Below are 22,381 nucleotides of genomic sequence, written 5' to 3' on the forward strand. Positions count from 1 at the left end.
AAAGGCTAGAGGTCTGGCGCATTTATGCATAAAATATAAGATTGCTCTTAACTCAAACTGAATAGTAATCACACAACAAGGGTGACATGACTCAGCAGCAACCCATACAGGATGCCGTGCCGGCGCGCAGCGTTAAAAGCTCCCCATTATTATTTCAGGCCGGCGTGTTTGTCATCATCGTTGCCGCCACGCTGATCCTCTTTAACAGCTGGCAAATCTGGAACGCACACCAGCGCGATCTGCGCAGCGCCGAGCATGAATCCGCCAACCTCGCCCGCTCGCTGGCGCAGCATGCCGACGATACTTTCATGCAGGTGGACGGCAATCTGCTCGATCTGACCGAACGTCTCCAGAACGACGGATTGGGGCCCTCGCAATTGACCCGGCTGCAGCGGGTGATGCAAACGCAGGTCGGCAACCTGCCGCAGCTGCATGGGCTGTTTCTCTACGATGCGCGCGGCCGCTGGCTGGCGACCTCCTCGGGCAAATTCATCAAGAACGCCAACAACGCCGATCGCGATTACTTCATATACCATCAAAACCGCGACGACGGCGGCCTGTACATCGGCAAGGTGATCCGCAGCCGCACCACCGGCGATCTGATCATTCCCGTTTCGCGGCGCTTCAACAACCCGGACGGCAGCTTTGGCGGCGTGGTGCTGGCGACGCTGTACATCGATTATTTCCGCCAGTTTTACGACAGCTTCGCCCTCAACACCGACGCCTCACTGAACCTGCTGCTGGCGGACGGCACCATCCTTTACCGCCGCCCTTACTCGGCGGCGTCGATCGGTAAAAACATCGCCAAGGGCGTGCTGTTCAGCGAAATTTTGCCGCATTCGGAATTCGGTAACGCCACCATCACCTCGCTGTACGATAAAGTAGAGCGCATCTACGGCTATTCGCGGGTCAACCGCTTTCCGCTGGTGATCGCCGCCGGGCTGTCGAAACGCGACGCGCTGGCGGACTGGCGCACCGACGCCGGGCTGTTCGCCGCCGGCGGCCTCTCGCTGCTGGTGATCCTGTTGGCGATGGGCATGGTGCTGCTGCGGCAAATCAAGCACAGCATGCAAACCGAAGCTGAGCTGATGCGTACCCGCGATCAGTTGACCAGCATCAACCAGATGCTCGAAGAGCTGGCGCTGCTGGACGGCCTGACCGGGCTGGCCAACCGCCGCCAGTTTGATATCGCGCTGAAGAACGAGTTGGCGCGGGCTTCGCGCAACTACCGCAGCGTGGCGCTGCTGATGCTGGATATCGACTATTTCAAACAGTACAACGACAGCTATGGCCACGTCGCCGGTGACCAATGCCTGCAGCAGATCGGCCAAACGCTCAAAGGGTTGGCGTGCCGCAGCAACGACGTTCTGGCGCGTTACGGCGGCGAAGAGATGGGGATTATCCTGCCGGATACCGACGTCCAGGGCGCACTGATTTTCGCCGAACGCGTCATCAACGCGGTGCGCGATCTGAAAATTCCGCATCAGGGTAATCCGCACGGCATCGTCACCATCAGCATCGGTATCTGCGCCAAAGTGCCGCATATGTATAACGATACGCCGATCAGCTTTATCAATGAGGCGGACAGCGCGTTGTATCAGGCCAAGAAAAAAGGCAAAAACTGCATTTACGGCGCTTAATCATTAATCGGGCCACCAAAATTTGGCGGCCCGATTTATTACCAACCCAAATGAAATAATTCCCCTCCGCAACATTATTTCCCCGGTTTACCCTGCGCTCTGGATAAAATAACGCCAATAATAAGCGCAATATTTATTTCTATTAAAATTCAATGAGATAAAAACTCGCCATTCCGCAGACAATTCGTGCCATTTTTGATTATTCGTGCCTACACGCAGCTCCGTTTAGCCCTCGTTTACTTTTCATTGGTATTGCCGGTGATACTCTTATCAGGACTATTCTCTATATCAGGAAGCCATCGCACGCTTCGGCGCACTGCGCCCTGCTGATACATCCATAATAGAACCCACAAATTTCACGTTGCAATTGGGCGGCCTGTTGACGCCGCTCCAGCCAGCCACGGCGCAAGCCAGTGCAGCCAACCACGCGGCAACCTGAAAGCGGGAATAAAGCGATATAGATTTGCGAGGAGATCTCATGCCTACTGGCGATATTATGCGTGAACAGGCCGTCCTGACGCTGCCGTTGCGACAATGGGCGGCAGCGGAAGCATCCAGCGCGGTCAGCGAACTGGAACAGGGCAAGGTGCTGTTTCTGCCCGAGCTGGCCTTCACTCTATCTGATCAGGAAATGCCGCTGCTGGATCCGACGTTGGTCGATCCGAAGCGCAAAAACATCAGCTATCAACCGCTGTCCGGCAAACTGAGCGGCGTGGCCGTCGCGGAACGCCGGCAACAGGTTCAGCAACTGCTGGAGCGCTATTATCAATCTTGCCGCCAGCTGATCGCCGGGCTGTTGCCCGAGTATCAGGAGGCGCTGCACCACCCCACCGGCAGCCTGCGTTTGCACCCGGTTTCCGCCTGGCGGGCGACCAGTTCCTGGCGCAAAGACGACAGCCGCCTGCACGTTGACGCTTTCCCGTCGCGCCCGAACTACGGCGAACGCATTCTGCGCATTTTCACCAACATCAACCCGCACGGCGAGCATCGCCAATGGCGCGTCGGCGAGCCGTTCCCTGAACTTGCGCAACGCTTTATGCCGCGCCTCGCTCGCTATTCCGCCTTCAGCAGCTGGCTGCAGCACCAGGTGCGCATCACCAAAACCCGGCGCAGCCATTATGACCACCTGATGCTGCAGTTGCATGACGCCATGAAGGCCGACGGTGATTATCAGCAACAGGGTCCGCAGCTGGCGCTGGAATTCCCGCCGGGCAGCAGCTGGATTTGCTTCTCGGATCAAACGCCGCACGCCGCGATGGGCGGCCAGTTTATGTTGGAACAGACCTTCCTGTTGCCGGTGAACAAGATGCAGGATCCGCAGCGTTCGCCGCTGAAAGTGTTGGAACAGCTGCGCGGGCAGCCGCTGATCTGAATGACTCGCCGCCGCCGGGATGCCGGCGGCGGCGAAACGCGCATTATGCCTCGAAGTCCCCTTGCTGGCGCGCCACCAGCGTCAGGATGCTGTACAGCGCCACCGGTTGCTGTTCCTGATTCAACACCTGAACATCCCACACCACCACGCCGTGCGGCCGATCTTCGGCGGTTTTTTGCGGCTTGCGGATTTTCTTTTTGCAGGTCAGCCGCACCTGAATGGTGTCGCCGATCTTCACCGGTTCGATAAAGCGCAGATTCTCCATGCCATAGTTGGCGATCACCGGCCCGACGGCGGCGTCGACAAACAGCCCGGCCGCGGCGGACACCACAAAGTAACCGTGCGCCACCCGCTCGCCGAACAGCGAATCGGCAGCGCCGATCTTGTCCATGTGCGCGTAAAAGTGGTCGCCGCTCAGGCAGGCGAAGTTGACGATATCCGCTTCGGTCACGGTGCGGCGCGCGGTCAACAGGCTGTCGCCCAGCTGCAGCTGCTCGAAGTATTTCCGGAACGGGTGCACCGGGTGTTCGGCGACCGGCGCGCCGCGCACCCATTCGCCGCCGATGGCCGCCAGCATCGCCGGGCTGCCCTGGATCGCCGTGCGCTGCATATAGTGCTTCACCGCGCGCAGTCCACCCAGCTCTTCACCGCCGCCGGCGCGCCCCGGGCCGCCGTGCACCAGCATCGGCAGCGGCGAACCGTGGCCGGTGGACTCCGCCGCCGCCTGTTCATCCAAAATCAACATGCGGCCATGGGCGCACGCCGCCGCGCGAATGAAACGCTTGGCCAATGCCGGATCGGCGGTCACCAGCGATCCCGCCAGGCTGCCCTGCCCCAGCAACGCCAACGCGATCGCCTGCTCGGTATCCGCATACGGCATCAGCGTCGCCACCGGGCCGAAGGCCTCAGTGCCGTGCACCGCCTGATGGGTGAACGGATCGGCGCAATACAGCAGGGTCGGCGGATAAAACGCCCCGCCGCGCGCGCCGTCGCCCATGATTTCCAGCTTATCCAGCGACGCGCCGCACAGCGGTTCGCAGCCGTTGCGCAGCAGGAACTCCACCTTGCTTTGCACATCATCACGCTGCTCGTGGCTGACCAGCGCCCCCATGCGCACCTGCTCCAACTGCGGGTCGCCCACCGTCACTCCCGCCAGACGCTGCAACAAGGCCTGACGTACCGCCGCCACCTGCGCCGCCGGCACGATGATGCGGCGGATCGCGGTGCATTTCTGCCCCGCCTTGGCGGTCATTTCACGGCACACTTCTTTGATAAACAGCGCAAATTCCGGCATCTCCGGCGTCACGTCTTCCGCCAGCACGCAGCAGTTGAGCGAATCCGCCTCCATGGTGAACGCGATCGATTTTTCCAACAGGCGCGGATGCGCCCGCAGCCGCTGCCCGGTCTGCGCCGAGCCGGTAAAGGTCACCGCATCCTTGTAATCCAGGTGCGCAAACATGTCGCCGACGCCGCCGCATACCAACTGCAGCGCCCCTTCCGGCACCAGCCCGCTGTCGACGATCAGCCTGACCATCGCCTGCGTCAGTTGCGCGGTGGCGGTGGCCGGCTTGATGATGGCCGGCATGCCCGCCAGCCAGGTCGGCGCCAGTTTTTCCAGCATGCCCCAGCAAGGGAAGTTGAAGGCATTGATATGCAGCGCCACGCCGGGGCGCGAGGTCAATACGTGGCGGGCGGCGAACTGCGCCTGCTTCGACAGCGGGATCAGCTCATCTTCCGGCCACAGCGTATCATCCGGCAGATCGCGGCCGGCCATGCCGGCATAGGCGAACAGCGTGGCGATGCCGCCTTCGATATCGACCCAGCCGTCGCCGCGCGTCGCGCCGGTTTGATAGGAAATCTGATACAGCGCCTCTTTATGCGCCAGCAGGTGTTTCGCCACCGCTTTCAGCATCTGGGCGCGCTGCTGGAATGTCATGTGCGCCAGCGCCGGGCCGCCGTGGCTGCGCGCATAGCTCAGGCTCGCCGCTAACGGCAGGCCGTCGGAGCAGACCTGGTACAGCGCTTCGCCGGTCACGGCGTGACGGATCTCGCGCGCCTCTCCCTGCCCGTACACCCAGGCGCCAGAAAGATAACTGTGTAACTGCTGCATGTGCCCTCCGGAATTCATAAATTTTCACCATACAGCTTAATTACGTATCACATAAATGCCAGTCGACGCCAAACTCAATTTTAACAAAAAGAGAACAAGAAGCGCTTTCAAGCCGATTTCCCGGCGTTAACACGGAGTCATTGCTTTTATTTATTAAATATAATCAAAAAGTTAATACAAACACTTGTGAGTGAGCTCGCAAAACCACATAAATCTCGTTTGATCTTTTTGTTATCAGTTTGTAGCCTTATGGTTAGTTAAAGTGATTCACATTTTTATATTTAATGTGAAAAATACGAATCACCAAGAGGCAAGCATGACAACTGACGCACAGTATCAGCAGCATTTCGACGACAAGATCGCGGCGGATATCGCCATTGAGGCCAAGGACTGGATGCCGGACGCCTATCGTCAGAACCTGATTCGGCAAATCGGCCAACACGCCCACTCGGAAGTCATCGGCATGCTGCCGGAAGCCAACTGGCTGACGCGCGCCCCCACGCTGCGCCGCAAGGCGGTGCTGCTGGCCAAAGTGCAGGATGAGGCCGGCCACGGTCTGTACCTCTACAGCGCCGCCGAGACCCTCGGCTGTTCGCGCCAGGACATCTACCAAAAGATGCTCGACGGCAAGATGAAGTACTCCTCCATCTTCAATTACCCCACGCTCAACTGGGCGGATATCGGCGTGATCGGCTGGCTGGTCGACGGCGCCGCCATCGTCAACCAGGTGGCGCTGTGCCGCGCGTCCTACGGCCCCTATGCGCGGGCGATGGTGAAGATCTGCAAAGAGGAAAGCTTCCACCAGCGCCAGGGCTACGAGGCGGTAATGGCGATGGCCAACGGCAGCGATGCGCAGCGCGCCATGCTGCAGGACGCCATCGATCGCTTCTGGTGGCCGGTGCTGATGATGTTCGGCCCGAGCGACGCCGACTCCCCCCACAGCGCCCAGAGCATGGCGTGGAAGATCAAACGCCACAGCAACGATGAGCTGCGGCAGAAGTTCGTCGACAACACCGTACCGCAGCTGGAAGCGCTGGGCATGACGGCGCCGGATTCGGATCTGCACTGGGATGCCGCCGCCGGCCACTATCGCTTCGGCGAGATCGACTGGAGCGAGCTGCATGAGGTGATCAAAGGGCGTGGCCAATGCAACCACGAACGCCTGCAGGCCAAACGCCGCGCCTGGGAAGACGGCGCCTGGGTGCGTGACGGCGCCATGGCCCACGCCGCGAAAAACGCCGCTTCCGCCGCATAGCCAACATAAGGAACCGAGATCATGAGCCACGTTGAATGGCCGCTGTATGAAGTGTTTATCCGCAGCAAACAAGGGCTGGCGCATCGCCACGTCGGCAGCCTGCACGCCGCCGACGACCAAATGGCGCTGGAAAACGCCCGCGACGCCTACACGCGCCGTAATGAAGGCTGCTCAATTTGGGTGGTGCAATCCCGCCATCTGATCGCCTCGCAGCCGGAAGACCGCGGCGCCTTCTTCGATCCGTCCGAAGACAAGATCTACCGTCATCCGACGTTTTACACCATTCCCGACGGCATCAAGAACATGTAGAGGCGACCATGACGGTTAACGATCCGCGCATCAGCTATTTGCTCCGCCAGGGCGACACGCCTTTGATCCTCGCCCAGCGTCTGTGCGCCTGGTGCGGCCACGCGCCCGAGCTGGAAATCGATCTGGCGTTGGCCAACATAGGGCTCGATCTGCTCGGCCAAGCGCGCAACTTCCTGAGCTACGCCGCCGAACTGGCCGGACCGCCCTGCAGCGAAGACAGCCTGGCCTTCGGCCGCGACGAACGCCAGTTTCATAACCTGTTGCTGGCGGAACAGCCGAACGGCGGTTTCAACGACACGTTGGTGCGCCAGTTCCTGCTCGACGTCTACCACGTGCAGCTGCATCAGGCGTTGAGCCGCAGCGGCGATGCGCAGATCGCCGCCATCGCCGCCAAGTCATTGAAGGAGGCCGATTACCACCTGCGCTTCAGCCGCGGCTGGATGATCCGCCTCGGCGACGGCAACGACATCAGCCACCGCAAGATCCAGCAGTCGCTGGATAACCTGTGGCGCTTCACCGCCGAGCTGTTCCACGCCGACGCGCTGGAGCTTGAGCTGGCGGAACAGGGCATCGCCGTCGATCCGCGCCAGCTGCAGGCTCCCTGGCAAGCGCAGGTGGAGGAGACGCTGCGCCAGGCGACGTTGACGCTGCCCGCCGAGCAGGCGTTCCGGCACGGCGGCAAACAAGGCCAACACAGTGAACACCTCGGCCCGCTGCTGGCGGAGATGCAGTTCCTGCAACGCGCCTATCCAAACGGCCAATGGTAGGAGGCGGAGATGAACGTCACTCGTTTGCAACCCGCTGAAATCCCGCAGATTTGGCACTGTCTGCAACAGATCAGCGATCCCGAACTGCCGGTGCTGTCGATCACCGATTTGGGCATGGTGCGCGACGTGGCCCGCGACGGCAGCGGCTGGCGCGTGACCTTCACCCCAACCTATTCCGGCTGCCCGGCCACCGAATTTCTACTCAACGCCATTGAGCAGCGGCTGACGGCCGCCGGCTTCAGCCCGGTGCAGGTGGACATCCGTCTCAGCCCGGCCTGGACCACTGATTGGATGAACGCCGACGCCCGCGAGCGGCTGCGGCAATACGGCGTAGCGCCGCCGCAGGGCCACACCTGCGATCGGCAGCATGCCCACGGCCCGGTAGCCTGCCCGCGCTGCGGCAGCACCCACAGCGAGAAGATCAGCGAGTTCGGCTCCACCGCCTGTAAAGCGCTGTACCGCTGTTGCGACTGCCGGGAACCGTTCGACTATTTCAAATGCATATAGGAGCGCTGACACCATGACGGTCTTTCATCGCCTGAGCGTCGCCGCCATCGAGCGCGAAACGCCGGACGCCGTAGCCATCACCCTGCGGGTGCCCGACGAGCTGCAAAACCAATACCGCTATACCCCCGGCCAGCACCTGACGCTCAAGGCGCTAGTCAACGGCGAAGAACTGCGGCGTTGCTATTCCATCTGCAGTTCGCCGCAGGAAGGCCTGCTGCAGATCGGCGTAAAAGCGATTGATCAGGGCCGTTTCTCCGGCTTCGTCAACCGCATGCTGAAAGTCGGCGATGCGCTGGAAGTGATGGTGCCGCAGGGGCGCTTCGGCTACCAGCCGCAGGCGGAGCGCCGCGGCAACTATTTGGCGATCGCCGCCGGCTCCGGCATCACGCCGATGCTGTCGATCATCAAGGCGACGCTGCAGTTCGAACCGGGCAGCAGCTTCACCCTGATCTACGGCAACCGCAACAGCCGTTCAATGATGTTCAAAGAGGCGCTGTCGGATCTGAAAAACCGCTATCCGCAGCGTTTTCAGCCGCTGTACCTGTTCAGCCAGGAGAGCCTCGACAGCCCGCTGCTCAGCGGCCGCATCGACCGTGAACGCCTGGCGGCGATCGGCGGCGCGCTGCTGGATTTCCGCGACTATGACCACGCCTTTATCTGCGGGCCGGAATCGATGATGGACGACGCGCAGACCGTGCTGGAGCAGGCCGGCGTACCGGCCAATCACATCCACAGCGAACGCTTCAACACCAGCGGCCTGGTCACCCGCCCGCGCCACAGCGGCGATCGCAACGCCACCCGGGTGGCGATCCTGCTCGACGGCCGCCGGTTGGATATCGAGGTCGGCGAACAGGACGACAGCATTCTCGATGCCGCGCTGCGCCAGGGCGCCGATCTGCCCTACGCCTGCAAAGGCGGCGTGTGCGCCACCTGCAAATGCCGTCTCAAGGCCGGCCAGGTGGAGATGGGCGTCAACTACAGTCTGGAGCCGGATCAGTTGGCGGCGGGCTATGTATTGAGCTGCCAGTCGTGGCCGAAAGGCGACGGCGTGGTGTTGGACTTCGACGTCTAGGAGCCGCGATGGACACCCCCTTTATTTTGCATCAGCAGCAACACCGCGTGGTCACGCTGACGCTGCATCGCCCGGAGGCGCGTAACGCCCTGAGCACGCCGTGTCTGGAACAGCTGGTTGCCCGGCTGGAGCAGGCCGACGCCGACAGCGGCGTGGGCGCCGTGGTGATCGCCGGCGCGGCGCGCTTCTTCGCCGCCGGCGCCGATCTGCGCGAACTGCAACAGCAGGATCTGCCGGCCACGCTGGCGGATCGCCGTCCGCAGCTGTGGCAGCGGCTGGCGCAGTTCAGCAAACCGCTGCTGGCGGCGGTGAACGGTTATGCCCTGGGCGCCGGCTGCGAGCTGGCGCTGGCCTGCGACATCGTCATCGGCGGCGAAAGCGCCCGCTTCGGCCTGCCGGAGATCACCCTCGGCCTGATGCCGGGCGCCGGGGGCACCCAGCGCCTGATCCGCTGCGTCGGCAAGGCGCGCGCCAGCCAGATGGTGCTGACCGGCGAAGCCATCGACGCCCGCACCGCGCTGCAGGCCGGCCTGATCAGCGAAGTATGTGTCGATGCCCTGACGCTGGAGCGCACGCAGCAGATTGCCGATCGCATCAGCCGTCAGGCGCCGCTGGCGCTGCGCGCCGCCAAACAGGCGCTGAAACAGGCCGAGGAAATCGGCCTTAGCCAGGGGCTGGCGATGGAGCGTCAGCAATTTGTCACCCTGGCCGCCACCGACGATCGCCGCGAAGGCATCGCCGCCTTTTTCGAAAAACGTACGCCAAACTATCAGGGGCGCTGATTTATGGATAACGCATTGATTCTCAGCCATCTCGACGCCGGCGTGTTGACGCTGACCCTCAACCGGCCGGATCGGCTCAACAGCTTTAACGACGAGATGCATCGCCAGCTGAGCGAAGCGCTGACGCAAGCCGAGCGCGACGACAGCGTGCGCTGCCTGCTGATCGCCGGCGCCGGGCGCGGTTTCTGCGCCGGGCAGGATCTCAACGATCGCAACGTCAGCGCCGATCAACAGGCGCCGGATCTCGGCCTGTCGGTCGAACGTTTCTACAACCCCCTGATCCGCCGCCTGACCGCCCTGCCGAAACCGGTGGTATGCGCAGTCAACGGCGTGGCGGCCGGCGCCGGCGCCGCGCTGGCCCTGGCGTGCGATATCGTCATCGCCGCCGACAACGCCGGCTTTATTCAGTCGTTCTGCCGTCTGGGGTTGGTGCCTGATTCCGGCGGCAGTTGGTTCCTGCCGCGGCTGGCCGGCCACGCCCGCGCGATGGGCATGGCCTTGCTGGGTGACAAAATCAGCGCTCAACAGGCGCTGGAGTGGGGCATGATCTGGCAGGTGGTGCCGGCGGATGAATTGGCCGACCGCACGCAAACGCTGGCGCGCCATCTGGCCACCCAGCCGACCTACGGTTTGGGGCTAATCAAGAAAGCCATCTACAGCTCGGCCACCAACAGCCTCGATCAACAGCTCGATCTGGAACGCGATCTGCAGCGATTGGGGGGCCGCAGCGACGACTATCGCGAAGGCGTCAGCGCGTTCTTCGCCAAACGCACGCCAAATTTCAGCGGGAAATAGCCATGAACGCGCCCCTTCTTAATGGCCAGGTGGCGGTGATCGGCGCCGGCACCATGGGCATCGGCATCGCCCAGGTGGCCGCCGCCGCCGGCCACCCGGTACGGCTGTTCGATATCGCGCCCGCCGCCGCCCAGCGCGCGATCGACGAACTCGCTCGCCGCCTGCGGCAGCGGGTCGACGGCGGCAAGGCCGACGCAAACGCCACCGAGGCGCTGCTGGCGCGCCTCGAACGCGCCGACTCGCTCGAGCAACTGGCCGACTGCGCGCTGGTGATTGAAGCGGTGGCGGAAAATCTGGCGATCAAGCAGAGCCTGTTCCGCGATCTGGAAGCGGTCTGCTCGCCCACGGCGCTGTTCGCCAGCAATACCTCCTCGCTGTCAATCACCGCCATCGCCGGCGCCTTGCAACACCCGGCGCGCATGGCCGGGCTGCACTTCTTCAACCCGGCGCCGCTGATGAAGCTGGTGGAGATCGTCAGCGGTCTGGAGACCGGGGCCGAGACCCTCGCCGCGCTGCAGGCCCTGGCGCAGCGCTGGGGTAAGCAGAGCGTCGTATGCCGCTCGACGCCGGGATTCATCGTCAACCGCGTGGCGCGGCCATTCTACGCCGAAACCCTGCGCGCGCTGGAGGAACGGGTGGCCGACGCCGCCACCCTGGATGCAGTCATGCGCGATGCTGGCGGCTTCGCCATGGGCCCGCTGCAGTTGACCGATCTGATCGGCCAGGACGTCAATTACGCCGTGACCGACTCGGTGTATCAGGCCTTCTACCAGGATCCGCGCTTCACCCCCTCACTGGTGCAGCAGGAGCTGGTGGCCGCCGGACATCTCGGCCGCAAATCCGGCCGCGGCTTCTACCGCTACGACGCGCAACGCCCCGCCGCAGAGATGATCGCCTTTGCGCCGCCGGCGCAGGCCGCGCCGCCGCAACGCGTCACGCTGCACGGCGACTGGTCTTCGCTGGCCGATTTGGCGGAACTGTTGATCGAAAATGCGGGGGCGATCAAACAACCTGGCCAGACCAGCCCGTACCTCACGATCGACGACGTTACACTGATGTTAACCAATGGTAAAACCGCCGGCCAACTGGCCGACGAACGTGGAACGCCCGTGGTGCTGTTCGATCTCTGTGCCGACTATGCGCATGCCTCCGCCATCGCCATCAGCTGCGCGGCGCAAAACGGCGCGCAACACAATGCCAACGCGATTCGCCTGCTGCAGTCCCTCGGCAAGCAGGTCATTCAACTGCCGGATTATCCCGGCCTGCTGACGATGCGCACCCTGGCCATGCTGGCCAACGAAGCGCTCGACGTGGTGAACAAAGGCGTCGCCGGCGCCGAAGATACCGATCTGGCGATGCTGCGCGGAGTCAACTATCCGCGCGGCCCGCTGGCCTGGGGCGCCGCACTCGGCTGGCGTCACATTCTGACGACGCTGGAAAACCTGCAACGCTATTACGGCGAAGCGCGCTATCGCCCGATGCCGCTGCTGCGCCGCTACGCTTCCCCCGCCTCTTTCTCAGGAGCCGAACGATGAACGCCAATACGCCGCGCGCGCTGGCTCAGCGCTGCGCCGAACAGATGTTCCAGCAAGATACCTGCGCTCAGGCGATGGGGATGCACATCGACGCCGTCGACGCCGGGTACGCGCAGGTCAGCATGACCGTCGGCCCGCAGATGCTCAACGGCCACCAAACCTGCCACGGCGGCCAACTGTTCAGCCTGGCGGACACCGCCTTCGCCTACGCCTGCAACAGCCAGGGGTTGGCGGCGGTGGCCTCCGGCTGCAGCATCGACTTCGTCCGCCCGGCGCTGGCCGGCGATCGCCTCACCGCCAGCGCGCAGATGCGCCACCAGGGCAAAGCCACCGGGCTGTATGACGTCGAAATCGTTAACCAACGGGGCAAAACCGTCGCCTGGTTTCGCGGCCGCGCGCACCGCCTTGGCCACAGCATTTTAGGAGATCAGGCATGAATCAGGCATTTATCTGCGACGGCGTGCGCACCCCGATCGGCCGCTACGGCGGCGCGCTGGCGCAGGTGCGCGCCGACGACCTCGCCGCCCTGCCGCTGCGCGTGCTGCTGGAGCGCCATCCGCAGGTGGATTGGGCACAGCTGGACGACGTGATCCTCGGCTGCGCCAACCAGGCCGGGGAAGACAACCGCAACCTGGCGCGCATGGCGCTGCTGCTGGCCGGGCTGCCGGTCGGCGTTTCCGGCACCACCGTGAACCGCCTGTGCGGTTCGGGCCTGGATGCGCTGGCGATGGCGGCGCGCAGCATCAAGGCCGGCGACGCCGGGCTGCTGCTGGCCGGCGGCGCGGAATCGATGACCCGCGCGCCGCTGGTGATGGGCAAGGCCGACAGCGCCTTCAGCCGCCAGGCGCAGCTGTACGACACCACCCTCGGCTGGCGCTTCGTCAATCCGCGGATGCAGGCCGAGTTCGGCACCGATTCGATGCCGGAGACCGCCGAAAACGTCGCGGCGCAGTTCAATATCAGCCGCGCCGATCAGGACGCCTTTGCGCTGCGCAGCCAGCAGCGCGCCGCCCGGGCGCAGGCGCTGGGCCACCTGGCGCAGGAGATAGCCCCGGTCAGCCTCACCGGTAAAAAAGGCGCGGTCACCCTGTTCAGCCAGGATGAACACCCGCGCGCCGACACCACCTTCGAGCAGCTGCAGGCGCTGAAAACCCCGTTCCGTCAGCCCGGCAGCGTCACCGCCGGCAACGCCTCGGGCCTGAACGACGGCGCGGCGGCGCTGATCGTCGCCTCCGAAGCGATGGCGGCGCGCCAGGGGCTGACGCCGCGCGCGCGCATCGTCGCCACCGCCACCTGCGGCGTGGAGCCGCGCCTAATGGGCATCGGCCCGCTGCCGGCCACCCGCAAGGTGCTGGAGATCGCCGGGCTGAGCCTGGCGCAGATGGACGTCATCGAACTGAACGAAGCGTTCGCCGCCCAGGCGTTGGCGGTGATGCGCCAGCTTGGCCTGCCGGACGATGCCACGCAGGTTAACCCCAACGGCGGCGCGATCGCTCTGGGGCACCCGCTGGGCATGAGCGGCGCGCGCCTGGCGCTGGCCGCCCTGTTTGAACTGGAACGGCGAGCCGGCCGCTATGCGCTTTGCACCATGTGCATCGGCGTCGGCCAAGGCATCGCCATGATCATTGAGCGTGTCTGACCCCTGAGGCTAACCATGACAATAAATCCACAGCCCCTCGAAACGATCGAATTCGCCTCGCGCGATGAGATTGAAGCGTTGCAGTTGGCGCGTCTGAAGTGGACGCTGCACCACGCCTACAACAATGTGCCGATGTACAAGCGCAAATTCGACCAGGCCGGCGTACACCCCGACGATCTCAAACAGCTGAGCGATCTGGCGCGCTTCCCCTACACCACCAAGCAGGATCTGCGCGACAACTACCCATTCGACACCTTCGCAGTGCCGATGGAGCAGGTGGTGCGCATCCATGCCTCCTCGGGCACCACCGGCCGCCCGACGGTGGTCGGTTACACCCAGCGCGACATCGATAATTGGGCCGATATCGTCGCCCGCTGCCTGCGCGCCGGCGGCGCCACCGCCAAAGACAAGGTGCACGTCGCCTACGGCTACGGCCTGTTCACCGGCGGCCTGGGCGCGCACTACGGCGCGGAGCGGCTCGGCGCGACGGTGATCCCGATGTCCGGCGGCCAGACGGAACGCCAGGCGCAGCTGATCCTCGACTTCAAACCCGACATCATCATGGTGACGCCGTCCTATTGTCTGACGCTGATCGACGAACTGGAACGCAAAATGGGCGGCGACGCACGCGGCTGCTCGCTGCGGCTCGGCGTGTTCGGCGCCGAACCCTGGACCGAAGCCCTGCGCCACGAAATCGAAACCCGCATGGGCATCAAGGCGCTGGATATTTACGGCCTGTCGGAAGTGATGGGGCCGGGCGTGGCGATGGAGTGTCTGGAAAGCGGCGGCGGCCCCACCATCTGGGAAGACCACTTCCTGCCGGAGATCATCTGTCCGGAGACCGGCATCGCCCTGCCGGACGGCGAACACGGCGAACTGGTGTTCACCACCCTGACCAAAGAGGCGCTGCCGGTGATCCGCTACCGCACCCGCGATCTCACCCGGCTGCTGCCGGGCGACGCGCGCCAGATGCGCCGCATGGGCAAGATCACCGGCCGCTCCGACGACATGCTGATCATTCGCGGCGTCAACGTCTTCCCGTCGCAGGTGGAAGAACAGATCATGCAGTTCGAGCAGCTGTCGCCGCACTATCAACTACAGGTCAGCCGCAGCGGGCATCTGGACACGCTGGCGGTGCGCGTCGAGCTGAAAGAATCGGCGCTCAGCCTCAGCCATCAGCAGCGTTGCGATATCTGCCACCAGCTGCGCCACCACATCAAATCGATCGTGGGCGTCAGCACCGACGTCAGCATCGCCAACTGCGGCGATATTCCGCGCTCGGAAGGCAAAGCGCAGCGCGTGGTCGATCTGCGGCCGCGCTGAGGCGCACGGCGTCACGGATGACGCCGCCCTAAATTATGGTAATGTTGTGGCTCATCGAAGGCTAACCCATGGAAAAATATGGAACATAAACTGGATGAGTTCATTCGCCATGCCGTCGACGCCCAGCCGATCAGCGGCACGTCGCTGATCATTTCACTGTACGGCGACGCGCTCAGCCACCGCGGCGGCGAAGTGTGGCTCGGCAGCCTGAGCGCGCTGCTGGAGGCCTTCGGTTTCGGCGATCGTTTCGTGCGCACCTCGGTGTTCCGCCTGCAGAAAGAGGGGTGGCTGGCGGTGGAGAGAATCGGCCGCCGCAGCTTCTACCGCGTGACCGAGCAGGGAATGCGTCAGTTCCGCCACGCCGAATCGAAGATCTATCTGCGCGAGCAGCCCGCCTGGGACGGCAAATGGGAGCTGCTGCTGCTGGAATGCGCCGAAAAAAGCGCGCGCGCGCGGCTGAAAAAAGAGCTGGGCTGGCTCGGGTTCGGGCAGATCGCCAACAACCTGATGGCCGCCCCCACCCATGCGCAGACCGACGTGACGGCGCTGCTCGGCGAACTGAACGCCAGCGAGCAGGTGATCTACTTTCGCGCCGATTACCCCTATAACCGCTCCGAGCAAACCCTGCAGAAATTGGTGGCCGACTGTTGGTCGCTCAGCGACGTGGCGGCCGGTTATCACGAGTTTATCGTCTCATTCCGGCCGCTGATGGCGCTGCTGCGCGAAGTCGACCCGGCGGCGCTGACGCCGCTGCGCTGCTTCCAGATTAAGCTATTATTGATTCACTTCTTCCGTCGCGTGGTGTTGAAAGATCCGTTGCTGCCGGACGCGCTGCTGCCCGCGCAGTGGGAGGGCCAGATCGCCCGCAACCTGTGCATCAATCTCTATCAGCAGGTCGATCGCGCCGCGACGGAATACGTCAGCGCGCTGGCGGAGACCACCATCGGCGCCCTGCCCGCGCCGGCCGCCGGCTACTATCGGCGCTTCGGCGGCCTGCCGCGCGACCCTACATATTAAGGAACTCACGCTATGCCTGTGTATCAGATTGACGGCCTGACGCCGGTCGTTGACCCCAGCAGTTACGTGCACCCGACCGCGGTGCTGATCGGCGACGTGATCGTCGGCAAGCACGTGTATATCGGCCCGAACGCCAGCCTGCGCGGCGATTTTGGCCGCCTGGTGATCTGCGACGGCGCCAACATTCAGGACAACTGCGTGATGCACGGCTTCCCGCAGCAGGACACGGTGGTGGAAGAAGACGGCCATATCGGCCACGGCGCCATCCTGCACGGCTGCCGCACTCGCCGCAACGCGATGGTGGGCATGAACGCGGTGGTGATGGACGGTGCGGAGATCGGCGAGAACACCATCGTCGGCGCGATGGCGTTCGTCAAAGCCGCGGCGGTGATCGAAGCCAACAAGCTGGTGGTCGGCAGCCCGGCGCGCGTGCTGCGCGATCTGACCGAACAGGAGCTGGCCTGGAAGATCGCCGGCACCCGCGAGTATCAGGATCTGGTGCAGCGCTGCAAATCCTCGCTGCACGAAGTGGCGCCGCTGGCCGAAATCGAACCGGGCCGCCAACGCCTGAGTTTCGGCGACCACCTGATCCCGAAAAGCCAGCTTTAATCCCCGGGGCTGAGATGCGCCTCAGCCCCTCCCCTTATTACTCCACCTCCGGCGCCTTGAACGGCGACGGCGCAGCCGCGCGGCGGCTCTGGAAGTGATAAGCCACCACCAGCAACAGGGTGAACGGAATACCGAACCACAACGTCATGCGGAAAAATTCGGTAAACGCGGTCGAGATCATCAGCGCCGCCATCAGCCCGGCGCCCAGCAAGGTGGTATAGGGGAACCCCCACATGCGGAACTTCAGGTGAGTCAGCCGATGCCGGCGGCGGAAAAACAGGTGGGTGACAAAAATCATCAGCCAGGTAAAGCAGGCGCCATACACCGAAATAGACATCATGGCGGCAAACGAAGTCTCCGGCGCCACCAGGCTCAGCACGATAGACACTACGATACCGATGCACGACATCGCCAACGCATTGACCGGAATGCCGCGCCGGCTGACGCGCCCCAACGCCGCCGGCGCCTGCCCGGCGCGCGACAGCGAGAACATCATGCGGGTGGTGATATACAGTTGGCTGTTCATCGCCGACAGCGCCGCCACCAGCACGATAAAGTTGAAAATACCGGCGGCGGCGGGCAGATGGATCACGTTCATCGCCATCAGGAACGGGCTTTCGCCGGTGCCGGATTGGCGCCAGGGCACAATAGCCAGCATCAGGGCGATCGACAGCATGTAGAAGATGAACAACCGCACGATGGTGCCCTTGAACGCCGCCTTCACCGCAATCACCGGATTCTTGGCCTCGCCGGCGGCCACCGCGATCATTTCAATGCTCAGGTAGCTGAAGATGGACACGATCACAGCGAACCACATGCCCTTGACGCCAAACGGCATGAAGCCGCCGGCGGTCAGGTTGCGCAGGCCGTAGGCCGGGTTGCCCGAGAATGCCAAAATGCCGATGCCGATCAAAATAAACGCCACGATCGCCGTCACTTTGACGGTGGACAGCGCGTATTCCACCTGACCGAACGACTTCACGCCGATCACGTTGACGACGATCACCGCCGCCGAGAACAGCAGCACCCACGACCAGGTCGGCGTCGCCGGGAACCAGAACTGCATGTACATGCCGATGGCGGTGACTTCGGTGCCCACCGCCAACACCACGCAGGACCAGTAAGAATAACGCACCAGAAAACCGAACAGCGGGCCGAGATAGAATTCAGCGTAATCGCCGAACGAGCCGGGCGTCGGGTGTTCGGAGGTCATTTCCGCCAGGCTCCCCATCAGCAGCAGCGCAATGACGCCGCCGATCAGGTAGCTCAACAATACCGACGGCCCCGCCATCTGAATGGCGTAGGCGCTGCCGAGAAACAGCCCGGTGCCGATGGCGCCGCCGATCGCCAGCATCGACATCTGTCCGGCGGTAAGATGCTTGTTCAACCCGCCCTGACGGCGGGCGATATGCTCAAAATCATTCATCTGTGGCATGGCTGTGCTCCCGGGCGGAGTTAGGCGGTACGGGTGACGTCGAGAATGGCGGCGGTCACGTAGTCAATGTTGCCGGGATTGAGCCCCGGCAAGCACATGCGGCCGGGTGAGACCAGATAGATGGCGTAGCGCTGTCGCAGAGTCTGCAGCTGCGCTTCGTTCAGGCCGGTATAGCTGAACATGCCGCGCTGATCGCGTATGCGCCGATGATCCAGCGAAGAACCGCCCTGCGCCAGGCCGGCGGCCAGTTGTTCACGCATCTGCTTGATGCGCACGCGCATTTCCGCCAGCTCATTGCGCCAAAGCCGGCCGAGTTCGGCGTCACCGAGCAGGGCTTCCACGATCTGGCTGCCGTGCGTTGGCGGGCAGGAGTAGCTGCGGCGGATCAGCGTTTTTAACGCCCCTTTGACGTTGACGGCGTTTTCCGCATCGGCGCAACGCACCGACAGTGCGCCCAGACGCTGGCCATACAGCGCGACGTTTTTGGAAAACGAGTTGCAGACTAAAAACGGCAGCTCGGTTTTCAGCGCTTCGCGCAACGCAAAGCAGTCCTCCTCCAGCCCATCGCCGAAGCCCTGATAGGCGATATCGAACAGCGGCAGCAGGTTACGCCGCTGCAGCACCGCGAGCGTGGCGCGCCACTGCTCCGCCGTCAGATCGGTGCCGGTCGGGTTATGGCAACAAGGATGCAACAGGACCACGCTGCCGGGCGGCAGGCTGTCCAACGCGTCGAGCATGGCGGCGAAACGCAGGCCGCCCGCCGCTTCATCAAAGTAGGGATAGGTATTCACCCGCAGCCCGGCGCCTTCGAAAATCGCCCAGTGATTGGCCCAGGTGGGATCGGACACCCAAATTTCACCGCGCGCCAGAAAGTGGCGCAAAAAATCCGCCGCCAGCTTCAACGCGCCGGAGCCGCCGACGGTCTGCACCGTGGCGATCTCGGCCGCCTGTTGCTCACCGAACAGCAGCGTCTGCACCTGGCGAGCGAACTGAGGCGAACCTTCGATCGGCGGATAACCGTGTGGGCGACGCAGCGCCAGCAACCGCTGCTCGGCGGCCTCAACCGCCTGCATCAGCGGAATATTCCCCTGTCGGTCGTAATACAGCCCAATGCCTAAATTCACTTTTTTCGGATTGGGATCCTGCAAATAGGCCTCCATGAGCGACATAATAGGATCGGCGGCGGAAGGTGTAATCTGTTTAAACATGACTCATCCTTAACTCGTTATTGAATTAATATTAAGACTGACTTAAGAAGAAATTAAATCAGGCGATGGCGCTGACGGTAATTTCTATTTTCATTCCCGGCACTACCAATTTTTCGACAATGACCGTGGAGCGATTGGGATAAGGATAATTAAAGTATTTCCGGTAAATATCATCGAGTAATTTAACGTCATTGACGTCGGTGAGATACACGATCACCTGCAGAACCTTATCGCTGTGGCTGCCCGCCGCCTTCAGCGTCTGCGCCAGATTATCGAAGGTCAGCGTAATCTGTCGCTCCGGCGCACCGGTGTCGATGCTGCCGTCCGCCCGCACCGGGCCGTGAGCGGTAAACAGCATGCCGCCGCCCCGGGTGGCCCAGGAAAAAGGCTGGCCGATCTCCGGCAGCCCGGTTTCTACGATCTCGCGCATGTCAGTGGTTCCCGTGGTGGTTAAGTTGGCGAAGCAGCGCGCCGTCGGCGGCGAACAACGCATCCAGAATGGTAAAATGATTGGCGCCGGGCACCGCGACCAGGTCGGCCGGCAACCCGCGTTGGCGCAGCGCCGCATGATAGTGTTGCGACTGACCTCTCAGTTCCGGCAGCTCCAATGCGCCGTAATACAGCGTAAGCGGCTTGCCGCGCGTCGGCAGGCGGCGCGCCGGGCTTAGCATTTCAATTTGCCGCGCGCTCAGCTGCAGCGCCCGATTGACATAGCTTTGTTGCAGCGGCGCCAGCTCGAACAGGCCGCTGATGGGAAAGACAGCATCCACCAACGCATGCTGCTGCCAGAACGCCGCCAGATGCCCGCCGGCGGAATGGCCGCACAGATAAACCGGATGGGCATAGTGCGGCGGCAGGCGGCGCTGAATGGCATTCAACGCCACCCCGATCTGTCGGCATATTTCGTCAAGATCCACCGCCGGCGCGAGCGCATATTCCACCAGCACCACGTCAAAACCCAACGCCAACGGTTCGGCGGCGATAAAGGCAAAATCCGCCTTATCGCAGAATTGCCAATAGCCGCCGTGAATAAAAATTAACGTCCCCTGGTGCTGCTTTGCAGAATAGAGCCAATCAAATGTTTCGCGTTCGCTGTCGCCATACGCAATATTCTTTTCATGCTTTGCCTGATGATAAATATCTGCACTGCGGGTTTGAAATGAAGTCAAAACAGCCTCTTCATTATCCACCGCAGCGCCGTTATCATAGCTTCCCGCAAGATGTCTCATATATTAAACTTCGTTTATTATTTAAAATATGAGTTAACTATTAACACCGACAAAATTATTGTCAAGACGGGCGCATCAGCAATGCGCGCCCGGTAAAATAAAACCTGAAGAATAATGAAAAAGTTTAACCAATGAAACTTTTTGCGCTTATTTCCCCCCTTCCGTCCGGCTGAATTTGCGGCAATGCGCTGAGCCGTTCAAACGCATAATCCCAGAAGGCGCGCACCTTCAGCGGCATGCGTTGCGCCTGCTGCGCCACCAGCTGCACCGGCATCGGCAGCGGCTCATGATCCGCCAGCAGCCGCACCAGCGTACCGGCGGCCAAATCGTCCGCCACCTGATAAGAGAGCAACCGGGCGATGCCCTTGCCGGCGCGCACCGCCAGCAGCTGCGCTTCCACATCATTCAGCAACAGCCGGGGAGCCAATCGCACCCGTTCGCCGTTTTCCTGCGGGCCGAAGCGCCATTCGCGCAGCGACGGCCGCTGGGTGCCGACGATGGTGGCATGCTCCGCCAGCTGCGCCGGCGAGCGCGGCTCGCCGCAGCGCGCCAGGTAATCCGGGCTGGCGACCGTCATCCGGCTGACCTGCCCCAGCCGCCGCGCCACGCGGGAAGAGTCCTGCAGATGACCGATGCGCACCGCGATATCCAACCCTTCGTCAATCAGATCGAGATTGCGATCGTTCAACACCATTTCGATCTGCATCTGCGGGTAGTCATCGAGAAACGCCATCACCACCGGCGCCACGTAGCGGCGGCCGAACTGCACCGGCGAAGTAACGCGCAGCAAGCCGCTCAGCTGCGCTTCTGCGGTATCCTGCACCACCGCCTGATAATCCTGCAGCAGCTGTTGCGCGCGTTCCAACAGCCGCATACCCGCTTCGGTGGGGGCCAGCCGTCGGGTGGTGCGCTCCACCAGCCGGGTGCCAAAACGCTGTTCCAGCGCGGCGATCGCCCTGGTGATCGCCGGCGCCGAACGCCGCAGTTTGCGCCCGGCCGCCGCCAGGCTGCCCTGCTGCACCACCGCCACGAAGATGGCCAACTCGTCTAGCCGATCCATAAATTCTTCCGAAAAGTGAAATTATCAATTTCCACATTGCCGTATTCCGCTCACTCAGCGCAAGAGTATGCTGACAAAAAGCACTGAGGAGAAACGCCATGTCCGCCATCACTCTCTACGGCACCCCGCTTTCCGGCCACGTTCACCGCGTAGCGTTGCTGCTGCGCATGCTGGCGCTGCCCTATGAATGGGTAGAAGCCTCGGCAGAGGTGCGGCAGAGCGCAGCCTTTCGCCGGCTCAACCCGTTAGGCCAGATCCCGGTCTTGCAGGACGGCGATCTGACGCTGGCCGACAGCAACGCCATTCTGGTCTATCTGGTGAAGCGCTATGCGCCGGACAGCCACTGGCTGCCGGAACAGCCGGCCGCGGCGGCGCGAGTGCAAGCCTGGCTTTCCAAAGCCGCCGGTGAAGTTCGCTACGGCCCGGCCTCTTGCCGACTGATCGCCCAATTCGCCGTGCCGGAGGATTATCAGGCGGCGCGGGCGGTCAGCGATCGTTTCCTGCCGCAGATGGAACAGCACCTGAGCGAGCGCGACTACCTGGCCACCGAACACCCGACCATCGCCGATCTGGCCTGCCACAGCTACGTGGCGGTCGCGGCCGAAGGCGGCATTTCGCTGGCACCTTACCCTGCGATACGCCGCTGGACGGCGCGCATCGCGGCGCTTCCCGGCTTCTTCGCCATGCCGGCCCTGCCGGCACCGGCGGGGAGCTGAA

Annotated in this window: 22 protein-coding genes; 16 read left to right on the top strand and 6 right to left on the bottom strand. The window is 62.9% G+C overall.

Annotated features, from left to right (window positions below):
* The first annotated feature begins 86 nt into the window (after positions 1-86).
* Both J0F90_RS15340 and kdoO read left to right on the top strand, forming a co-directional pair.
* On the top strand, positions 87-1,640 hold the full coding sequence (locus J0F90_RS15340) for a sensor domain-containing diguanylate cyclase (protein WP_033639975.1): 1,554 nt from the start codon (positions 87-89) through the stop codon (positions 1,638-1,640).
* A 478-nt stretch (positions 1,641-2,118) separates the two neighbouring features.
* The gene (gene kdoO, locus J0F90_RS15345) at positions 2,119-3,012 is read left to right on the top strand and encodes a Kdo hydroxylase KdoO (protein ID WP_033639974.1); all 894 of its coding nucleotides are present in this window, start codon (positions 2,119-2,121) and stop codon (positions 3,010-3,012) included.
* A gap of 43 nt (positions 3,013-3,055) precedes the next feature.
* On the opposite strand, the gene paaZ is transcribed toward kdoO, so the two are convergent.
* Positions 3,056-5,122, bottom strand: a complete 2,067-nt coding sequence (paaZ, locus tag J0F90_RS15350) for a phenylacetic acid degradation bifunctional protein PaaZ (RefSeq protein WP_033639973.1) — start codon at positions 5,120-5,122, stop codon at positions 3,056-3,058.
* Between the two features lie 316 nt (positions 5,123-5,438).
* On the opposite strand from paaZ, the gene paaA reads away from it, so the two are divergent.
* From paaA to paaY, 13 genes are all read left to right on the top strand, one after another.
* Positions 5,439-6,377, top strand: a complete 939-nt coding sequence (gene paaA / locus J0F90_RS15355; RefSeq protein ID WP_033639972.1) for a 1,2-phenylacetyl-CoA epoxidase subunit PaaA — start codon at positions 5,439-5,441, stop codon at positions 6,375-6,377.
* A gap of 21 nt (positions 6,378-6,398) precedes the next feature.
* Positions 6,399-6,686, top strand: coding sequence for a 1,2-phenylacetyl-CoA epoxidase subunit PaaB (paaB, locus tag J0F90_RS15360; RefSeq protein ID WP_004935173.1), 288 nt, complete (start codon positions 6,399-6,401; stop codon positions 6,684-6,686).
* An 8-nt stretch (positions 6,687-6,694) separates the two neighbouring features.
* On the top strand, positions 6,695-7,453 hold the full coding sequence (paaC, locus tag J0F90_RS15365) for a 1,2-phenylacetyl-CoA epoxidase subunit PaaC (RefSeq protein ID WP_033639971.1): 759 nt from the start codon (positions 6,695-6,697) through the stop codon (positions 7,451-7,453).
* Positions 7,454-7,462: 9 nt separating this feature from the next.
* A complete protein-coding gene (gene paaD / locus J0F90_RS15370; protein ID WP_033639969.1) occupies positions 7,463-7,960 on the top strand; it encodes a 1,2-phenylacetyl-CoA epoxidase subunit PaaD in 498 nt (165 codons plus the stop codon).
* Positions 7,961-7,973: 13 nt separating this feature from the next.
* The gene (gene paaE / locus J0F90_RS15375) at positions 7,974-9,032 is read left to right on the top strand and encodes a 1,2-phenylacetyl-CoA epoxidase subunit PaaE (protein ID WP_033639968.1); all 1,059 of its coding nucleotides are present in this window, start codon (positions 7,974-7,976) and stop codon (positions 9,030-9,032) included.
* A gap of 8 nt (positions 9,033-9,040) precedes the next feature.
* Entirely contained in the window at positions 9,041-9,814 is a 774-nt protein-coding gene (paaF, locus tag J0F90_RS15380; RefSeq protein WP_033639967.1) for a 2,3-dehydroadipyl-CoA hydratase PaaF, read from the top strand.
* A 3-nt stretch (positions 9,815-9,817) separates the two neighbouring features.
* Positions 9,818-10,609: a 2-(1,2-epoxy-1,2-dihydrophenyl)acetyl-CoA isomerase PaaG gene (gene paaG / locus J0F90_RS15385; protein ID WP_015378353.1), complete on the top strand. Its 792-nt coding sequence runs from the start codon at positions 9,818-9,820 to the stop codon at positions 10,607-10,609.
* A gap of 2 nt (positions 10,610-10,611) precedes the next feature.
* Positions 10,612-12,144: a 3-hydroxyacyl-CoA dehydrogenase gene (locus J0F90_RS15390; RefSeq protein ID WP_033639966.1), complete on the top strand. Its 1,533-nt coding sequence runs from the start codon at positions 10,612-10,614 to the stop codon at positions 12,142-12,144.
* A complete protein-coding gene (paaI, locus tag J0F90_RS15395) occupies positions 12,141-12,581 on the top strand; it encodes a hydroxyphenylacetyl-CoA thioesterase PaaI (RefSeq protein WP_033639965.1) in 441 nt (146 codons plus the stop codon). The genes J0F90_RS15390 and paaI overlap by 4 nt, the downstream gene beginning before the upstream one ends.
* Positions 12,578-13,783: a 3-oxoadipyl-CoA thiolase gene (gene pcaF, locus J0F90_RS15400; RefSeq protein WP_033639964.1), complete on the top strand. Its 1,206-nt coding sequence runs from the start codon at positions 12,578-12,580 to the stop codon at positions 13,781-13,783. The genes paaI and pcaF overlap by 4 nt, the downstream gene beginning before the upstream one ends.
* Before the next feature lie 15 nt (positions 13,784-13,798).
* The gene (paaK, locus tag J0F90_RS15405) at positions 13,799-15,106 is read left to right on the top strand and encodes a phenylacetate--CoA ligase PaaK (protein WP_033639962.1); all 1,308 of its coding nucleotides are present in this window, start codon (positions 13,799-13,801) and stop codon (positions 15,104-15,106) included.
* Positions 15,107-15,184: 78 nt separating this feature from the next.
* A complete protein-coding gene (gene paaX / locus J0F90_RS15410; protein ID WP_033639961.1) occupies positions 15,185-16,123 on the top strand; it encodes a phenylacetic acid degradation operon negative regulatory protein PaaX in 939 nt (312 codons plus the stop codon).
* Positions 16,124-16,135: 12 nt separating this feature from the next.
* The gene (gene paaY / locus J0F90_RS15415) at positions 16,136-16,732 is read left to right on the top strand and encodes a phenylacetic acid degradation protein PaaY (protein WP_033639960.1); all 597 of its coding nucleotides are present in this window, start codon (positions 16,136-16,138) and stop codon (positions 16,730-16,732) included.
* Positions 16,733-16,769: 37 nt separating this feature from the next.
* Here the strand turns inward: paaY and J0F90_RS15420 are convergent, their stop codons facing one another.
* The 5 genes from J0F90_RS15420 to J0F90_RS15440 form a co-directional block, all read right to left on the bottom strand.
* Positions 16,770-18,167 carry an amino acid permease gene (locus tag J0F90_RS15420; protein ID WP_033639959.1) on the bottom strand — a complete coding sequence of 466 codons (1,398 nt, stop codon included), beginning with the start codon at positions 18,165-18,167 and terminating at the stop codon, positions 16,770-16,772.
* Between the two features lie 20 nt (positions 18,168-18,187).
* Positions 18,188-19,375, bottom strand: coding sequence for an amino acid aminotransferase (locus J0F90_RS15425; RefSeq protein WP_033639958.1), 1,188 nt, complete (start codon positions 19,373-19,375; stop codon positions 18,188-18,190).
* Between the two features lie 58 nt (positions 19,376-19,433).
* Positions 19,434-19,805, bottom strand: a complete 372-nt coding sequence (locus J0F90_RS15430; protein ID WP_033639957.1) for a RidA family protein — start codon at positions 19,803-19,805, stop codon at positions 19,434-19,436.
* A 1-nt stretch (position 19,806) separates the two neighbouring features.
* Positions 19,807-20,604, bottom strand: a complete 798-nt coding sequence (locus J0F90_RS15435) for an alpha/beta hydrolase (RefSeq protein WP_033639956.1) — start codon at positions 20,602-20,604, stop codon at positions 19,807-19,809.
* A gap of 124 nt (positions 20,605-20,728) precedes the next feature.
* A complete protein-coding gene (locus tag J0F90_RS15440; RefSeq protein ID WP_033639955.1) occupies positions 20,729-21,664 on the bottom strand; it encodes a LysR family transcriptional regulator in 936 nt (311 codons plus the stop codon).
* Positions 21,665-21,762: 98 nt separating this feature from the next.
* On the opposite strand from J0F90_RS15440, the gene J0F90_RS15445 reads away from it, so the two are divergent.
* A complete protein-coding gene (locus J0F90_RS15445) occupies positions 21,763-22,380 on the top strand; it encodes a glutathione S-transferase family protein (RefSeq protein WP_033639953.1) in 618 nt (205 codons plus the stop codon).
* The last annotated feature ends 1 nt before the right edge of the window (position 22,381 follow it).

It is taken from the genome of Serratia marcescens subsp. marcescens ATCC 13880, assembly GCF_017299535.1.
GTDB classification, from domain to species: Bacteria; Pseudomonadota; Gammaproteobacteria; order Enterobacterales; family Enterobacteriaceae; genus Serratia; species Serratia marcescens.